At 59.9% G+C, this 16,547-nt stretch carries 16 protein-coding genes; 2 read left to right on the forward strand and 14 right to left on the reverse strand.

Annotated features, from left to right (window positions below; translation table 11 throughout):
* Positions 1 to 13 precede the first annotated feature (13 nt).
* The 13 genes from V8Z78_RS07350 to V8Z78_RS07410 all read right to left on the reverse strand — a co-directional run bounded on the left by V8Z78_RS07350 (position 14) and on the right by V8Z78_RS07410 (position 12,107).
* Positions 14 to 439: a DUF3613 domain-containing protein gene (locus tag V8Z78_RS07350; RefSeq protein WP_349731169.1), complete on the reverse strand. Its 426-nt coding sequence runs from the start codon at positions 437 to 439 to the stop codon at positions 14 to 16.
* Positions 440 to 601: 162 nt separating this feature from the next.
* Positions 602 to 2,122: a tetratricopeptide repeat protein gene (locus V8Z78_RS07355; protein ID WP_349731170.1), complete on the reverse strand. Its 1,521-nt coding sequence runs from the start codon at positions 2,120 to 2,122 to the stop codon at positions 602 to 604.
* Entirely contained in the window at positions 2,119 to 3,072 is a 954-nt protein-coding gene (locus tag V8Z78_RS07360; RefSeq protein WP_349731171.1) for a type II secretion system F family protein, read from the reverse strand. The genes V8Z78_RS07355 and V8Z78_RS07360 overlap by 4 nt, the downstream gene beginning before the upstream one ends.
* Positions 3,072 to 4,040, reverse strand: coding sequence for a type II secretion system F family protein (locus V8Z78_RS07365; protein WP_349731172.1), 969 nt, complete (start codon positions 4,038 to 4,040; stop codon positions 3,072 to 3,074). Before V8Z78_RS07365 ends, V8Z78_RS07360 begins: the two co-directional genes overlap by 1 nt.
* Positions 4,033 to 5,367 carry a TadA family conjugal transfer-associated ATPase gene (locus tag V8Z78_RS07370; RefSeq protein WP_349731173.1) on the reverse strand — a complete coding sequence of 445 codons (1,335 nt, stop codon included), beginning with the start codon at positions 5,365 to 5,367 and terminating at the stop codon, positions 4,033 to 4,035. Before V8Z78_RS07370 ends, V8Z78_RS07365 begins: the two co-directional genes overlap by 8 nt.
* Entirely contained in the window at positions 5,364 to 6,701 is a 1,338-nt protein-coding gene (locus V8Z78_RS07375; RefSeq protein ID WP_349731174.1) for a CpaE/TadZ family protein, read from the reverse strand. Before V8Z78_RS07375 ends, V8Z78_RS07370 begins: the two co-directional genes overlap by 4 nt.
* A gap of 28 nt (positions 6,702 to 6,729) precedes the next feature.
* Positions 6,730 to 8,094, reverse strand: a complete 1,365-nt coding sequence (locus V8Z78_RS07380; RefSeq protein WP_349731175.1) for a type II and III secretion system protein family protein — start codon at positions 8,092 to 8,094, stop codon at positions 6,730 to 6,732.
* Between the two features lie 3 nt (positions 8,095 to 8,097).
* Positions 8,098 to 9,087: a Flp pilus assembly protein CpaB gene (cpaB, locus tag V8Z78_RS07385; RefSeq protein WP_349731176.1), complete on the reverse strand. Its 990-nt coding sequence runs from the start codon at positions 9,085 to 9,087 to the stop codon at positions 8,098 to 8,100.
* Positions 9,088 to 9,135: 48 nt separating this feature from the next.
* On the reverse strand, positions 9,136 to 9,672 hold the full coding sequence (locus V8Z78_RS07390) for a TadE/TadG family type IV pilus assembly protein (RefSeq protein ID WP_349731177.1): 537 nt from the start codon (positions 9,670 to 9,672) through the stop codon (positions 9,136 to 9,138).
* Between the two features lie 21 nt (positions 9,673 to 9,693).
* The gene (locus V8Z78_RS07395) at positions 9,694 to 10,164 is read right to left on the reverse strand and encodes an A24 family peptidase (RefSeq protein ID WP_349731178.1); all 471 of its coding nucleotides are present in this window, start codon (positions 10,162 to 10,164) and stop codon (positions 9,694 to 9,696) included.
* A 33-nt stretch (positions 10,165 to 10,197) separates the two neighbouring features.
* A complete protein-coding gene (locus tag V8Z78_RS07400) occupies positions 10,198 to 10,386 on the reverse strand; it encodes a Flp family type IVb pilin (protein WP_072248228.1) in 189 nt (62 codons plus the stop codon).
* Positions 10,387 to 10,803: 417 nt separating this feature from the next.
* Positions 10,804 to 11,118 (reverse strand): helix-turn-helix domain-containing protein, encoded by a 315-nt coding sequence (locus tag V8Z78_RS07405; protein ID WP_034348855.1) that lies wholly within the window; start codon positions 11,116 to 11,118, stop codon positions 10,804 to 10,806.
* Positions 11,119 to 11,309: 191 nt separating this feature from the next.
* Complete coding sequence (locus tag V8Z78_RS07410; protein ID WP_280032049.1) at positions 11,310 to 12,107, reverse strand: UPF0149 family protein; 798 nt, start codon at positions 12,105 to 12,107, stop codon at positions 11,310 to 11,312.
* A 194-nt stretch (positions 12,108 to 12,301) separates the two neighbouring features.
* Between V8Z78_RS07410 and V8Z78_RS07415 the strand changes: the two genes are divergently transcribed.
* Entirely contained in the window at positions 12,302 to 14,050 is a 1,749-nt protein-coding gene (locus tag V8Z78_RS07415) for an FMN-binding glutamate synthase family protein (RefSeq protein ID WP_179627015.1), read from the forward strand.
* 70 nt (positions 14,051 to 14,120) lie between these two features.
* Positions 14,121 to 14,939, forward strand: a complete 819-nt coding sequence (locus V8Z78_RS07420) for an RIO1 family regulatory kinase/ATPase domain-containing protein (protein WP_057093882.1) — start codon at positions 14,121 to 14,123, stop codon at positions 14,937 to 14,939.
* 115 nt (positions 14,940 to 15,054) lie between these two features.
* On the opposite strand, the gene V8Z78_RS07425 is transcribed toward V8Z78_RS07420, so the two are convergent.
* Entirely contained in the window at positions 15,055 to 16,371 is a 1,317-nt protein-coding gene (locus V8Z78_RS07425; protein WP_012840138.1) for a dicarboxylate/amino acid:cation symporter, read from the reverse strand.
* Positions 16,372 to 16,547: the final 176 nt, after the last annotated feature.

The following is a 16,547-nucleotide window of genomic DNA, read 5'->3' on the forward strand; positions in this document are numbered from 1 at the left end:
CCTCTCTGACCGCTTAGCGGCTACCACCTGTCTTGCTGCCCACTTGTGTTTCCGCGCTTTCCGGGATCTTGTGGGTAAAGCTCTCCAGATAGCGCAGGTAGCTGCGCTGGGCCACATCGCTTGTCACGGGATAGGCATTGCGCGATGCGTACTGACCACTGGCCTGCAGCGCCAGCAGATAGCTGGTGGCATCGCCCACCCGATTGCTTGCGGGCGGCGTCAGGGAAGCATTGCCGGGAGCCGGTGTCTGGGTTACCGCGGCCTGTGCAGTTGCTGCAGGCATCGCTGCCGCACTTCGGGGCGCACTCATATTGCTCACGCCCGTGCTGGAGCCGGTACTGCTGCCGGCCTGTGCCATGGCGACCGAGGCCGTGCCCAGTGCCATCAACGCCAGGGTGAATGCGCGGGCCCGTTGGGTGAATGCTGTCTGCGTATTCATGGGGACTCCTTGAAGGTTCAGGGCCAGGCACGCTCGGGTGCACTCTTCTTGGCAGAGGCCGCAGGCTTGCTGCCGGCATCTTCATCGGGCGTCTCGAAGAACAAGCCGCCCGCCGCCGCGCGCTGGGGCAGCATGGCTTGCACCGCCTGTTTGCCACCGGATTCACCAGATTGGCGAACGGCGGCAGGATGTGCCGCAGCCATCACCACCACAGCCTCCGGCATCGATCTTGTCGGGCGCGCGATCACGGGCTGCACCGCAGGCTCGGCCTGTGAAGCCGGTGCCGGCGGCGTCTGCTGCAGTTTTGCGAACATCGCCTCGGTAAGTAGAGGCTGTGCAGGCTTGGGCGTCTCCTGCTTCGCGGGCTGAGAAGCCGTCGCCACGGCCGCCTCCAGGGGGGGGCGCCACTTTTGCTATTAATACAGGAGCATTTTGTGCTTTAAGTATGGCAACTTCAGGTTGTTTCGGCTCTGAAATACCTTCCAATGGAGCGGCAGCCGCTACATCGACAGGAGCAGCTATTGTCTGCACAGGCACAGGCGGCACGTAGGCATAGGTTTGCGGAGCTGCCGGCATCAATTGGCTCGCCCCCTGACCAGGGTGACGCGGCCGTCCTGCATCAAAGCTGCCGCCAGAGACCATCCACTGACCACCGCTGGGCCCCCGCTCCACATTCCGTGCCATCATGGGCGTAGCTGCGGGCAGCGGCAACGGGGACTGGGACGTTTGAGCAGGAGGCGGCACAGACTCCGCTGCCTTGACTACCACTACCGGAGCCTTTGCTGCTTCAGGCTCCGGTACGGGCTTTTTTGCGGCGGGTACCTCCTGCACTGCAGCGGGCTCCGGCACTTCGGCGGATTTCCCGGAGCTGGCCACGGCCTCGGGCGCGGTCTTCACTTCCGGACGGGAGAGGTTGACGACCTTGCCGGTCGCAGCTGCGGCAGGCTTTGCCGCGGCCAGGCTTGCAGTCCTCAACCACTCCCCGGCCTGCTCCTTGACCAGTTGCTGGGTCTGTGCATCCAGCTTGCGCTGGCGCATGAACTCCTCGGCCTGTGCGCCCTGGCCGCTGACCATCATGAACAGACTCAGATTGACACTGGCCTGAGCGTCCTCGGGGTTGAGCTGCGCCGCCTGCATCAAAGGGATGCGCGCTGCATTCAGATCACGCGCACGCAGATAGGCATAGCCCAGATCGGTCAACAGGCGCGAGTCCACGGGATTGCTCATGCGCGCCTGCTCCATCTGCAGAGCGGCACTGCGAAAGTCGCCCTGCTCTGCGGCCACACGGCCCAGGCCGTAGCGTGCGGCTCCGTCCTTGGCGCTGCCCAGCAGGCCCTGGTAAATGGGGATGGCCGCACTGAGCTGCCCCACCTGACGCAATGCATCGGCGCGCAACAGCCGCGAATCGCTGGAAGCTCCCCACTGCTTGTCCAGCGCATCCAGGTGCGCAATGGAGGCATACCAGAGCGACTTGGACTGCATCTGCTTGACCAGCGCGAGGTAAGTGTCCTGCGTGTCGACCACCGCCTCCTTCTCCAGCGGTCTATCTGCTGCGGCCTTGGCTGCGGGCGACAACACGGGCTGGTTCTGCCCCAGCAGATTACCCATGCTGGAGCAGCCCGACAGCAGGGCCATGGTTGCAGCGGCCAATGGCAGCATCAGATATCGGCTTTCTTTTTTCATTTCGTCATCCCTCCCAGCGCCCGAATCACGGCAAGGAACCCCGGTCCGGCGGTAATGATGATCAGGGCCGGAAGCAACGTGACCACCATGACGGCAGTCATCTTGACCGAGATCTTTCCTATCAACTCCTTCATCTTGGCCTTGCGCTGCTCGCGCAGACGTTCGCCAAAAATGCGCAGCGGCTCCTGCACGGCTCCGCCGTATCTGTCGATCTGAATCATCAGTGATGTCAGATTGGCCAGGTTGTCGTTCTGATAGACCTCGCTCATGCGCCCAAAGGAACGCTCACGCGTGCTGCCCCGGCTGTACTGCTGGTTGGCCAGCTGTATCTCTCGCGAAAGCACGGGCATGACGTTGCCAAAGTCAGAGCCTATGACCTGCAGAGTCTGGTCCAGACTCATGCCCGTGCCTTGCAGCAAGCCCAGCAAATCGACGAGCAAAGGCAGCTCGCGGGCGACGCTGGCCCTGCGGCGGCGAGCCACGCTGCGCAGCACCCATTTGGGAAGCAGAAAACCTATGGTGAACGCAGCAAACAGGTAGAGCAGAAATTGCTTGCTGCCCGAGAAAACAAAGGCAGCAAGCAGTACAAGCAATACAGAGACCACGCAGCGCGCTATCAGGTATTGCAGCTGCGCGCGAGTCGATCCCCAGCCGCATTTGCTCAGCAGAATGCGGTCTTCCTGTGCAACCAGCGCCTTGCCAAACGAGGTATTGAGCCAGTGCGCAGGCAGGTCCCCATCGCCATTGAGCGAACGCAGCAGATCTGCGGGCCTGGCAGGCGTAGCAGCCTCATTCGCCGCAGCCGCGCCGCTGCGACTCAGTGCATCCTGAACCACCTGACTGCTGCGTTCGCGTCGCTGATGTGCATAGGCAATCAAAGCCGCCCCGATCAGCGCCGCCAAGGCCAGAAATGCCACGCTCAGCAGCAGCAAAAGACGGGATGTCTCCATCAATCTGCCCCCTCATCTAGCTTGGCCATGCGGTATAGCAGCAGCACACCAAAGACCTGCAAAGCAGCTGCCGCCCAGATGATGTTGCGGCCACTGGCGTCATTCCACATATTCAAAAAGTAGCTCGCATTGAAGGAAATGATCAGACAGCACACAGCCACCGGCAGCAGGCTCAACACCCAGGCGGACAGACGCGTTTCGGCCGTCATGGCAGACAGATCCTGCTCGGCCTGTTCGCGGTCGCGCATGAAATTGGCCACACGCTCCAGCAGCAGATCGACCCGCCCCCCATAACGCACGCTGATGCGCAGAATGGCTGCCAGCAAGTGCAACTCGTCCAGCCTGGTCTGCCTCGCTACATGGGCCACCGCATTTTCCAGATCCATGCCCGCGCGGGCCAGACTGGCGGCTTTTTCCATGACCGACTGCAACGGGTCTTTGGTGCTGGCTGCAGCCATCTGGAACGCTGCCTGAACGGAGTTGCCAATGGTCACCAGGCGCACCGTGTTGTCGAGGAAGCCTGGAAGTTGCTGTGTGAGTCGCACACGATACTTTTGCGCACGCGTATAGAGCAAAAAGAAAAAGCCAATTCCCAATACCACCAGCGCCGCACTACCGGCCAGCCAGCCAACAGCAAAGCCAACGATCAGAAACGCCGCGACAGTCAAGGCCAGACTGCCATAGAAAATTCCGGCACTGGCCGTCCCCAACAAAACGGCGGGAACCGGCCAGCCTGTCCTTTTCTCATGACCCAGCAAAGTATCCGCCACGGAGTCGTCAAAAGCCGATGCCGCTGCATCCTTGGCGACAAACCCGGCCGCAGCGGCTGCGCTTTTTTCCAGGCTCTGCTCCAGATGCCTGGTCATACGGCGCGTCTTCTGCTGCCGGCTGGCAAGCATCCACAGCGCAATCGCGGCAGCCGCAATCAGCAGCGCCAGACTCAGGAGCAAAAACGCATTGCTAGCCATGGCGCAGTCCCGCATGGTTTGCGCCGTTGCCTCCGGCGTGCTGCAGCACCGCGCGATAGCGCGTCAGCTTGGGCGTATGCGGCACCATGCCCAGCGTGCTCCATCGCTCCAGATCCTCGCCGTCGGGTTGCGGCAGCAGCTCGTGACGATAGAGCTCCTGCGTGGCAATCACGCTATCGATGATGCCCGTGACTTCGGTGATCGATGTGATGCGCCGCTTGCCATTGGGCAGGCGGCTGATCTGCACGATGAAATCGAGCGCATTGGCAATCTGGCGGCGCAAGCTGACCTCGCTGCCCTGAAAGCCTGCAAAGCCGGCAAGCATCTCCATGCGATGCAGACACTCGCGCGGAGAGCTGGCGTGGATGGTAGCCATGGAGCCGTCGTGACCTGTGTTCATGGCCTGCAGCATCTCCAGCACTTCCGCGCCGCGCACCTCGCCCACCACAATGCGATCCGGGCGCATGCGCAAGCTGTTGCGCAGCAGATCCCGAATGGAAACCACTCCCGCGCCTTCAAAGCCACCGGGACGGCTTTCCATGCGCACCACATGCGGATGAGGCAGCGTCAGCTCAGCCGTATCCTCAATCGTCACCACCCGCTCATTGGCGGGGATAAAGCCCGCAATCGCATTGAGCATGGAGGTCTTGCCGCAACTGGTGCCGCCGCTGATAAGAATATTGCAGCGCTCGCGCACCGCCAGCTCCAGCAAGCGCGCCATGCCTTCGTCCATGGTGCCGAAATCGACCAGATCCTGGACTCGCAGCGGATCATTGCGGAACTTGCGTATCGATACCGCCGGCCCGTCCAACGACAACGGCTCTATCACCACATTGATACGCCCTCCATCCGGCAAGCGCGCATCGACCATGGGCGTGGATTCATCGAGGCGGCGGCCCAAGGGAGAGATGATGCGGCGCACAATGCGCAGCACATGGGCGTTGTCGGTGAAGTGCAGAGCCTCCTGCTGCAAAATTCCCTTGCGCGAGACAAAGACGCGCTGATAACCGTTGATGAGAATGTCCTCGACCTCCGGGTCGGCCATCAGGTCGTCAAGCGGCCCCAGCCCCGACAGCTCCTTGTTCAGAGCCTGCGCAATCCATTGCACCTCCTCGTCATTGACTGGAAAGCGCTGCTGACGCACAAATTGCTCCAGCTCCTGGTGCACAAACTGGCGCACACGGCTGGTTGACCATTTGGCAAACACCGCGCCAAGCTCCTCCACACGCGTCAGCAAATGCTCGTGTGCGACGTTCTTGATCAGCAGCAGTTGCTTGGAGTCCGAAAAATGACTGCTTTTTTCGGCGAAAACAATGTCCATGCTCATTCGCCTCTCCTCAATCGCTTGGCCCATTGCCCCAGAACGCCCGATGCTGGCGCCGCGACCTTGTTGGCCGCAACCGCTCCGCTGAGCAATGCTCTGGCCATGCTTCTGACACAGGTCACATAAGGATCACCGCGCAGCGACTGCGACAACAACTGTCCACAGCTGGCGGCATTCAGCAAAACCGTGGATCGATCCGGAACCACGTGCAGCAATTCCAGACCAAGGCGCTGCGCGACCTCTTTGGCTGGCAGGCCGGCCTGCACATTGAAGCGGTTGAGCACCAGTTTGAGCGTGCTGCGATTCACGCCCTTGGCATCAAGCTCCTTGAGCATCTGTGCCGTAGACACAATGCCTCCCAGCGACTGGTCACAAACCACCCAGCCGTTTCCGCTCTCGCGCAGCAAAGGCGCCAGAAAATCAGCCTGCACCATGCCGCCCAGATCGATCACCTGCACCCCAAGCAAGCTCTTGAGCGTGTTGACTACGCCCGCTGCAGCCGCAGGGCTGACTTCGCGCAGCATGCCCAGATCGGAAGGCCAGGCCAGAGTCACGGTGCCCGTAGAGTGCTTTGCAAAGGCCGAGTCGATCAGCGTCGCGTCCAGGCGGCGCGTATTCTGAACCGCATCCACAAAGCTGAAGTCACCCGCGATGCCCAGATACAGCAAGCCATCGCGTGCCGGCAAGCCCAGGTCCAGCAATGCCGCATGTGCAGACTCATCCAGCGGCAACTGACTTGCGCCAAAAGGCCTGGCAATCTGCTTTCTGTTCTTGCTACCTCGCATGTCATAGGCATGCATCTCCTGGAACATCACGGCCAGATGCGTTGCCAGCGTAGTCACCCCCATCCCGACACGCGCTCCCAGCAAAGGTAGGGAGAAACCTTTGGTTTCCGGCTCCAGCGCCACAGCCGCAGGCAGCTGACTGCGTACATGCATCTGATGCCTGATGGCGACGCTGGCCTCACTTTCGGACGCATCCCAGTCAATGAATTCAGCCACACCACAGCGCAGGGCTGCGCGCATGGACATTGGCTCTACGGCGGATCCAGCCCCCATGATCACCACCCCAGGGAATATGACGCGCAGATCGCTGACCAGGGCGATGGCAGCCTCCGTCATGGGAGCCGAGAAATCCACCACCACCACGCCAAGCCCTGGCGCCGAAATCGCTGTGTGAAGCGCAGCCAGATCGCCTGTCACCGGTATCACTTCCGCATCGCTACCCAGAGCACTCGCCAGCCAGAAAGCGTGCGATGACGACTGCGTCACCAGCACCACGCGTGCATTGCTGCTCACCGAGCCTGGCTGCGCGGTATGGAGTTGGGATGAGTCCATGCGCATATTCATGCCTCTACCCAGACACTCAGCGCGAGAAGCCTGGCGCCACGCTGGACGACAGGCCGCCCGCCACCCATGGACCCCATACAGCAGGATCACGCTGCTCGGTGCGCCCGGGCAGCAGCGGCTCCACATTCACATCGCGAGCCAGCGGCTTGACGAGGCGCGGAGTCACCACAATCGCCAGCTCGCTCTCCTTTTGCTGAAACTCCTGACGCTTGAACAGCACCCCCAGAATCGGGATGTCGCCCAGCAAAGGAACCTTGTCGGTACCTGATGTGGTGTTGCGGCTGACCAGGCCGCCAATCACAAAGCTTTCGCCGTCACCCAGCTCCACCGTGGTATCGGCACGGCGAGTGGTGATGGACGGAACAGTCGCGCTGTTCAGGACAATGGTGTTGGCATAGTCCAGCTCGCTGGCCTCTGGCGCCACCTTGAGCACGATGCGATCGTTGGACAGTACGGTGGGTGAGACTGTCAAGCCGATGCCGTAAGGCTTGTACTGAATGGCCACCATGCCCGTGCCCGCAGGCACGGGAACCGGCACTTCGCCGCCCGACAGAAAGTTGGCGCTTTGGCCGGACAAGGCCACCAGGGTCGGAGCCGCCAGCACCCGCGCCAGATTGTTGCCTTCGAGCATGCCGATGTTGACGCCAATTCCGGCCTTATCGAACTGCATCAGCAAGTTGAAGGCCTGGGTCAAAGGGTTTGCTGCCGCGCCTGTGGTGGAACTTCCGCCGCCAGTGCCATAGGACCCGCGTCCAAAAATACCAAAGCTGAAGCCCGAGCTGTTGGGCGCCGTGCTGAACAGGTTGAGGCCCACCTTCTTCATCTGGGTCTTGTTGAACTCGACCACCTTGACATCGACCTGCACCACATTGCTTTTGAGCTGAACGCTGGAGAGATCGACAGTCTTGGCCTTGTCGGCCAACTGCGCATTCGCCAGCTCGCCGGCAAATTGCTGTTCTATCAGGCTGGAGGCCTTGGCCGTGCGCAATTCCACTCGCTGCTGCACATTGAGCATATAGGTCTGCGCCTGCACTTCACCGCGCGGCCATACCATGAACGATGTGCTGCCAGGCTTGAGCGGGCTCAGCAGAATCTTGGCGGCAGCACCCTTGCCCGCGCGCTTGATATGCACCGCCGCAATCGTGTCGTCGCCGATTGCGATGCGTTCCACACCGCCAGGCAGGTTCAATTCATGCTGAGCGCCCATGACCAGCTTGATTTCCCTGGCTGCTGTCGCTTGCTGCGCTCTGCTTTCGCCCGCATTGGGCACTTGCTGCGCAAGGGCCGGGACAGTGACAACACTCAAGGACAGGCTGCAGAGCAGATACAGCGACTTCAGCGAAAAGGTGCGGGATGCGATTGAAACAGTCTTGTTGTTCATAGATCAATACCGCACGGTTTGGGAGTTGGCGCCACGCACGAATTCAACGGGCAGGGAAGAGTCTGCGGAAGCGGTACGTGTGCGCGGCACTGCTGGCTTGGCAACCCCGGCTGTCATGGGCTTGGCCGCATTCATGCGCGCAGCCGAAGTGCCTGCAGAACCGGCCAGGCTGCTCATGGCCACACCAGCCTGCGCTGCGTCAGCACCTTCCAGCGGCGCTGCAACAGCTCCTTTGGACATGGCCACAGTCAGCACGCCGGGCAGCGGCGCAAACTTTTCCATATCCGGCTCTGTCATATCCGTCGGATTGCGCAGTGCGAGTACCAAGCTGCCGTTAGAGCCTCCCAAGGCCAGTTGGCTCACCTCTGCTACAGGTACTGCAAGCACTGCAGTGCGGGCGTTGTCGGGGCCATTGGCCTGCTTGCCTTCTGCTTTCTCAGCCGTAGTCAGTGCATCGACTGACGCCGCGCCATAGGCCAGCACACGCTTGCGCGAGAGCAGCAAGCGCGCCTGGCTCTGGTCGATTTCATTGCCATCGCGGCGCAGTACAAAGAAGACATCGACAAAGTCCCCGGGGCGTATGCGATTGCCGGCGCCAATGCTTTCATCGACCTTGACGGCGACGGCACGCTCACCTTCTGCGACCTTGAGGGCAAGGCCCGTCACCATCTGCCCTTGGAGTACAGGCGCGCCCTTGGGAATGTCCACCGCGGGAACGGAGCCAATAGCTGCCTGAATCTCGCCATAAGCACCATCGGGCTTGACGGGCAACTGCGCGAGCTGCAGATCCTCGGCCTTGAGTGTCTGACCCGCCGGAACGGCCTGTGCAGCCACCACCACGCTCATGCCGGCATTGGGTTTGCTGTCGCTGGCGGATGCGTGATCCTGAGGGGCCGGAGCCTGAGGAGCCCTGGCGAGCATCCATCCATAAACGCCCAGAGCCAATGCCACTGCCAGCAAAACCCCGACTGCGATCTTTGCGACATTCACCATAGATTTCCCTCTTCTTACTTTGCCTGAAAGAGCAAGGCTTTATCGTTTTCAGTCAATCAAGCTAATTTGTGCGACCGCTTGCCCCTGCAAAAGATTTGGAGTGGGTAGACCCAGAAAAGGTCCAAGCATCTTCGGAATCAGCGGAGCAGAGGCGTAGTTGTAGTTCACCTGCATGGTCACGCAGTTCACTTGGCTGGCATCGCTGGAGGCCGTGAATGATGCTGACCCCGTGCCACACAGACCAGAAGTGGCATACAAACCAGCAGCATTACTAATACCCGTACCGCAGGCCGTAGAACCAAGGCCTGCTCCAATTTTTGAAACCCAGTCTGTCGCAACAGCAGCAGTAGCACATGCGGCAGCCAAACGAGCATTCAACTGAGCCGATTTGGTCATCGCGCCGCTGGCGGGAACCGAGGGATATCGCACTGCGGCTCTTGCGCCTTCGGCGGCAGCCAAAGTCAGAGTCTGCTGTGCAGCAAAGATCAAGCCATAAGTAATGATGGCGTAGAAGATCAGAAAGAAGATGGGAAAGAGAATGGCAAATTCAATTGCGGCTGCACCTTGCTGCTTTTTGAGTTGCATGATCCCCTCCTTTCTCATTTTCTATGTATTCAGTATCAGAACAATCACAGTGGCTAACGAAAGATAGGCCACATAGGGAATGAATCTCTTCTTATTTTTTTGATACCCTTCACTCAAAATCATGGAAGGGATATATAAGTATTTCAAACTACTTCTAACTACTAGACCATGGATCACTGCAAAGCCGCAGCTCAAAGCCCATATTGGAAGCAATAATTCCCAACCAACCCATGTGCCAAGTGCGGCAGCGAACTTCACATCCCCAGCCCCCATCAACCCAAAGAAATAAAAGATAAGAAATACAAAAAATACAGCGCAAAAACCAAAAACCCCATCAGTTAAATTAACCTTGAAAGGTTGAGCTTCAGGAATCAGAGAGAGTATAAAAATACCCAATCCAAAACCTGAAACGGTCAGCCAATTATTTACCTTTCGCCATCTAGCGTCAGAAACCGCAGCTACACACAGCCACAGCAAAAAGAGCAATCTCAAATAATCTCTCAACCCCATTTCTACTTGAGCTTATTACGCAGGAGCTTTTGTGCCGACTTTTTCCAATGAGGTCGCTATTTTTTCAAAAACCACCTGCAGGTATTTCCCAATATCAGTTACAGCAGCTAAAAGTCCTACAGCAATCAACCCTGCGATCAGGCCGTACTCAATCGCCGTTGCACCTTCTTCATCACGCCAGAATTTGATGATTTGGTCTTTCATGACTAGCTCCTTCAACAATCAGGTTTGTAGATCGCTGTGGCTGTTTTCGACCACCGCGGAACCAATCTTACGAAGCAAGAAACATCTTGAAATATTTGAAATAGCTATCAACAACTATGCAGCATAGTTCTCGGCAATTTCAATCAATGTGTAAGTAAGCACCTCCACATAAAAAAGCCAATAAAAACAAAGACTTCAAAAAACACAGGGACGCATCTGTAATTTTCTTGACTGTTCCCTCACATATGTCTTCCGGTTCAATCTACGCAATCTTCATTTATTTCCTACAGATTAATGGATTTCATCCTACATTCGATGATCGGGTTAACCCTTGCGTTTAAATGAAAAAACAGAAAGGCCTGCAAATAGCAGGCCTTTCTGAAACAAAAGAGATCGCTCAATAAAGTGATTCGGAAATCACTGCAGGGCTTTAATCAGTTTGAGAGCGATGTCCTGCAGCGGCGGCTGCAGTTTTCTATAGCAGTCGAGCAAGCGCTGCTCATCACTGGGTAGCGATGCGGTCTCGGAATGCAGGCCTGCCATCAATTCCAGCGCCGTGGTCTGCAGCGCGACGGCCAGTCTTGCCAGCGTGTCATTCTTGAGAGTGCGAATGGCTCCGGACTCGATCTGCGAGATGGCGGATGCAGTGACATCCGCCATCTGCGCCAGGCGTCCCTGGCTCAAACCCAGCGCCTGTCGCCGGGCGCGTATGCGTTCACCTAAATGCGTCATCTATCCCACTAACTCACACTGCACGCCAATGGCTGCACAAATATCACGCAGCTTTGTGTTTGAGCCTCCTTAACCAAGACGCTTTATAGAAAGCCTCTGGATCGCAGCAGCACCCAACCCGGAAGCAGCCAGCAAAGGCCGCCCCGCGAGGATGCTGCGGCCCTGCAAAGGGTCTCAGGGGACGGCTCTGGTCAAGCCCCGTGGCACTTCTTGAACTTCTTGCCGCTACCACAGGGGCAAGGGTCATTACGGCCGGGCTGCTCGCCCTTGATGATGGTTTCCTGGCGTGGGCCCATGCTCTTCCACAGGCGGTACAGGTCATACACGGCCCAGATGGCTTCGCCAAAGGCGTCCACACGTTCCTGGCTGGTCGAGGCGGGGCCGGCTTCGTCGTACAGATTCAGAGCCGGCTCGTCCGTGTCGTCCTCGGTCAGGTTGACGATGAACTCCATGGCAGCGTCCAGCAACTGGGCTGCTTCCTTGTCGCGTGGCGCGGCCCACTCGTCGGCCCAGTTCTCCACCACGAACATAAAGCCCAGCGCCCACACTTGCGAGAACGAGGGCACTTCTTCGCCGGCCAGCTCGGCCTGCTCGGCTTCGGGCAGGATGGCGATGGCGCCACGCGTATCCAGCGCTTCGGGCTGGAAGGCTGCGTCGTCGGCCAGGGACTTGATGTCGGCATCCAGTTGCTCGCGCACTTCGGCCAGGCGCAGCTCGAACAGTTCCATGAAACGTGCCTGCTGGGCCTCGTCCTTGAAGACTTCCAGCTTGGGCAGAGGCTGGCCTTCGGCCACTTGCAGGGCTTCGCCATCGCCCAGCAACATGGGCATGTATTCAGCAGCGGCAATGGGGCGGCGTGTGCAGACCAGAGCGGTCAGGAAGCCGTCACAGAATTCCCACTGGGGAATTTCATCGCCACGGGTGCGCAGCTCGTCGAGCAGCGCGTCCAGCTCTTCGAGCTGATCATTGCTCAGTGCGCCCTCGGGCATGTCGGCGAGAGCCGCGTCTTCTGCGGCGGAGTTAGGTGCTTGTTCTTGCATAGGGAAAGGCTTTTATGATGGCCCGAACCATTTCATCACTATCGAAGTGCAGGGCCGGGCGATGGACCAAGGGGACAAAGCATCCAGGACGGATGCCCCCGTACAGGCTGAATTTTAGCGGGCCGCCATCAACACACCCTGCCATGGGAGTATCTGCAGTGCATCGCTTCTTCAATAGTCTGCCCCTGCGCTATGGCGCCCTCTTCATTTCCGCGCTCGTGCTGGGCATTTCGCTCTACACGCTGACCACGGCGGGCAAGGGACTTGGGTGGTTGATTGCGTCTTTGCTGCTGGTGCTTCTCGGCATCTGGGATCTACTGCAAAAGCAGCACGCCATACTGCGCAACTATCCCGTCATGGGGCATATGCGCTTCATCTTCGAATTCATACGCCCCGAGATTCGCCAGTACTTCATCGAAGGCGATACCGAGGCCCAGCCGTTCTCGCGCGCCCAGCGCTCGCTGGTCTATCAGCGTGCCAAGGGTCAGGTCGACAACCGGCCGTTCGGCACCCAGCTCGACGTGAGTCAGCAGGGCTATGAGTGGGTCAACCACTCCCTGCAACCCACCAAGCTCAGTTCGCATGACTTCCGCCTCTGGATTGGCGGCACGCAGGAGCAACCGGCCGAAGGGGTGGATCCCTGCACCCGCCCCTATCACGCCAGTGTCTTCAATATCTCGGCCATGAGCTTTGGCGCGCTGTCGGGCAACGCCATCCAGGCGCTGAACCAGGGCGCGAAGATGGGCGGCTTCATCCACGATACGGGCGAAGGCTCGATCAGCCAGTACCATCGCATGCATGGCGGCGATCTGATCTGGGAAGTGGCTTCGGGCTATTTCGGCTGCCGCAATGCGGACGGCACGTTCAGCGAAGAAAGATTCGTCGCCAACGCCACCGATCCGCAGGTCAAGATGATAGAGATCAAGCTCAGCCAGGGCGCCAAACCCGGCCATGGCGGCATGCTTCCCGGAGCCAAGGTCACTCCCGAAATCGCAGCAGCACGCGGCATACCGGTTGGCGTGGACTGCATTTCGCCCTCCAGCCACAGCGCTTTCTCCACCCCTGTGGAGCTGATGCAGTTCATCGCCAGGCTGCGCCGTCTTTCAGGCGGCAAGCCCACGGGCTTCAAGTTCTGCGTCGGTCACCCCTGGGAATGGTTTGCCATGGTCAAGGCCATGCTGGAAACCAATATCACGCCCGACTTCATAGTCGTAGACGGCGCCGAAGGCGGCACGGGCGCAGCGCCTGTGGAGTTTGTCGACCATGTGGGTGTGCCGCTGCAGGAAGGCCTGCTGCTGGTGCACAACACGCTGCTGGGCGTGAACCTGCGCCAGCGCATCAAGATCGGTGCGGCAGGCAAGGTCATCACGGCCTTTGACATTGCCCGCATGATGGCCCTGGGTGCCGACTGGTGCAATTCGGGGCGCGGCTTCATGATGGCGCTGGGCTGCATCCAGGCCCAGAGCTGCCACACCGGCACCTGCCCCACGGGCGTCACGACGCAAGACACCGTGCGCCAGCAGGCGCTGGTCGTGCCCGACAAGGCCACGCGCGTCGCCAACTTCCACCGCAACACCCTGCATGCGCTGCAGGAGCTGGTTCAAGCCGCCGGCCTCAGGCATCCCAACGAGATCACGGCCCACCATATCGTGCGCCGGCTGGACGACACCCAGGTCAGTCTGCTGTCCAACCTGATACTGCGCGTGGAACCAGGCTGCCTGCTCCAGAACCTGGAGCGCCAGCACAAGGTCTTCCAGAACTACTGGCCGCTGGCCACGGCACAGAGCTTTCAGCCCCTGCATGAGCCTGTGTTGCGCCCGTCAGCTGCGGGCGGCGCCGACAACACGGCACAATCGCAAGCTTTTCCCCAGCGCAACGGTATCTGGACCTGAGAAGCCAGAGCCTCGCGCACCCGACAGACCCCACGCCGTGCCATCTCAGGATATTTCCGCCCAAGAGCAGATGCCCTCTGCGCAGAACGCCATCGATTACCAGGCATTTCTGCGCGAGCATCTGGACCAGCCTCACAGCATCATGCGCTATGAACTGGCACATGAAACCCTTTGGGTCAAGCGCGCCAACCAAGGCAACCCGGCCCTCAACTACTGGCTGCTGAGCACGCTGGCCAAGCTGTTCAGGGCCGCCGTGCTGCAGCCCGTGCCCAACCCCGGCGGGCCCGAATCCCTGCAAACCGAAGTGCGCCGCCTGCGCAGCTTCAAGGCCAAGGGCCTGCGCGTGCCGCAAGTGCTGGCCACGGACGACCAGGCCTTTGTGATGCGCCATCTGGGCCGCCCGGGCGAAGAAGCTCCATCGCTGAGCAATGCCATCGAAGGTGCGATGGCCCGGGGCGCGCAGCCTACGCTGCAGCTATGGCAAAAAGGCCTGGAGGCCATCCAGCAGGCGCATGCCCGCGGCGAGGTGCTGAGTCAGGCCGTGGCGCGCAATATGGTGGTCTGCGCCGACGGGGTCATAGGCTTCATCGACTTTGAAGACGACCCTGCAGCCCATTTGCCGCAAGCCGTCTGCATGGCACGCGATGCGCTCAACTACGCCCAGTCCACAGCGCTGTTCCTGCAGCAGGCTGGTGCACTGGAGCAGGCCCGGGAGGCCTGGCAGCAGTTTGTGCAGCAGCTTCCCGCCGAGGCCCGGCAGGTACTGGAGCGCACCGTCAACAAACTGAGCTGGGTGCGCTTTCTGCCCCGCAGCCAGAGCCTGGGACGCGACACCCTGCGCGTGCTGGCGGCCCATGACTTGCTGACGGCCACCTCACACTCAGCCTGAATGCCATAAAAGCGATGGCTACCAGCACCTTCCCCGGCTGGGCTTAAAGCCTGAAATCCATGGAAAAAGCCCCGACCATCAGATCGGGGCTTTTTGGATTGAGGCCTGTGCGCACTCAGGCGTGAGCGGACACCGCCTCGTTCTCTTCCTTGCCTGCCAGAGCAGCATCCAGCTTCTCGTAGTCCAGCGCGTTTTCCCACTTGGAGACCACCACGGTAGCGACGGCGTTACCGATGAAGTTGGTCAGCGAACGGCATTCGGACATGAAGCGGTCCACACCCAGAATCAGTGCCATGCCGGCCACGGGCACCTCGGGCACCACGGCCAGGGTCGCTGCCAGGGTGATGAAGCCAGCCCCCGTCACGCCCGCCGCGCCCTTGGACGACAGCATGGCAACCAGCAGCAGCGCGATCTGGTGGCCCAGGGTCAGATGGGTATCGGTCGCCTGGGCAATGAACAGCGCTGCCAGCGTCATGTAGATATTGGTGCCGTCCAGGTTGAAGGAGTAGCCGGTAGGCACGACCAGACCGACGACGGACTTGCTGCAGCCAGCTTTTTCCATCTTGTGCATCAGCGAAGGCAGAGCCGACTCGGAAGACGATGTGCCCAGCACCAGCAGCAACTCGTCCTTGAGGTACTTGATCAGCTTGAGCACGGAGAAGCCACAAAAGCGCGCCACGGCACCCAGGATCACCAGCACGAACAGGGCCGAAGTGATGTAGAAGGTCAGCACCAACTCGGCCAGATTGACCAGCGAGCCCAGGCCGAACTTGCCGATGGTGAAGGCCATGGCGCCAAAGGCACCGATGGGAGCGAACTTCATCACGATGTTGACCAGCTTGAACACGGGCTTGGTCAGGGCTTCAAAGAAGTTCAGCACGGGCTTGCCGGCCTCGCCGACCATGGCCAGGGACACGCCGAACAGCACGGCCACCAGCAGCACCTGCAGGATGTTGTCACCCACGAACGGACTGATCAGCGTCTTGGGGATGATGTCCATCACGAAGCCGGTCAGCGTCATCTCGTGCGACTTGGCCACATAGCCCTTGACGGCTGTCTGGTCCAGGTCGGCAGGGTTGATATGCATTCCGGCACCAGGCTGCATCACATTCGCCACGATCAGGCCCACAACCAGCGCCAGCGTGGAGAAGGTCAGGAAATACGCCATGGCCTTGCCGAACACACGCCCCACGGCGCTCAGGTGGGTCATGCTGGCGATGCCGGTGACGATGGTCAGGAAGATCACCGGCGCGATGATCATCTTGATGAGCTTGATGAAGGCATCGCCAAAGGGCTTCATGGCTTCGCCGTAGGCGGGCTCGAAGTGCCCCAGCAGCACGCCTACGATGATGGCGAACACCACCTGGAAGTAGAGCTGACGGTAGAACGGCAAGTGCTCGCGCGGAGCAGATTCTGTGGGCAGAGTGTGCACGCTGCATCTCCAAAATTGCGGGCGCACCACCGTGGTGCGCCGAATTGCTGCCGTTTGTACTCCCGCGCCCTTTTTGTGCCGATAACCCATTGGTATTAGGTCGGGACGCGCTCCCTGGGAGAGCATGCACCAACTTAGGGAAATCCCTAGGCCTCAGAATCCGCACTGAACCTGCT

The sequence above is a fragment of the Comamonas sp. wu1-DMT genome (assembly GCF_040187805.1).
In the GTDB taxonomy this organism is placed as follows: Bacteria; Pseudomonadota; Gammaproteobacteria; order Burkholderiales; family Burkholderiaceae_C; genus Comamonas; species Comamonas thiooxydans.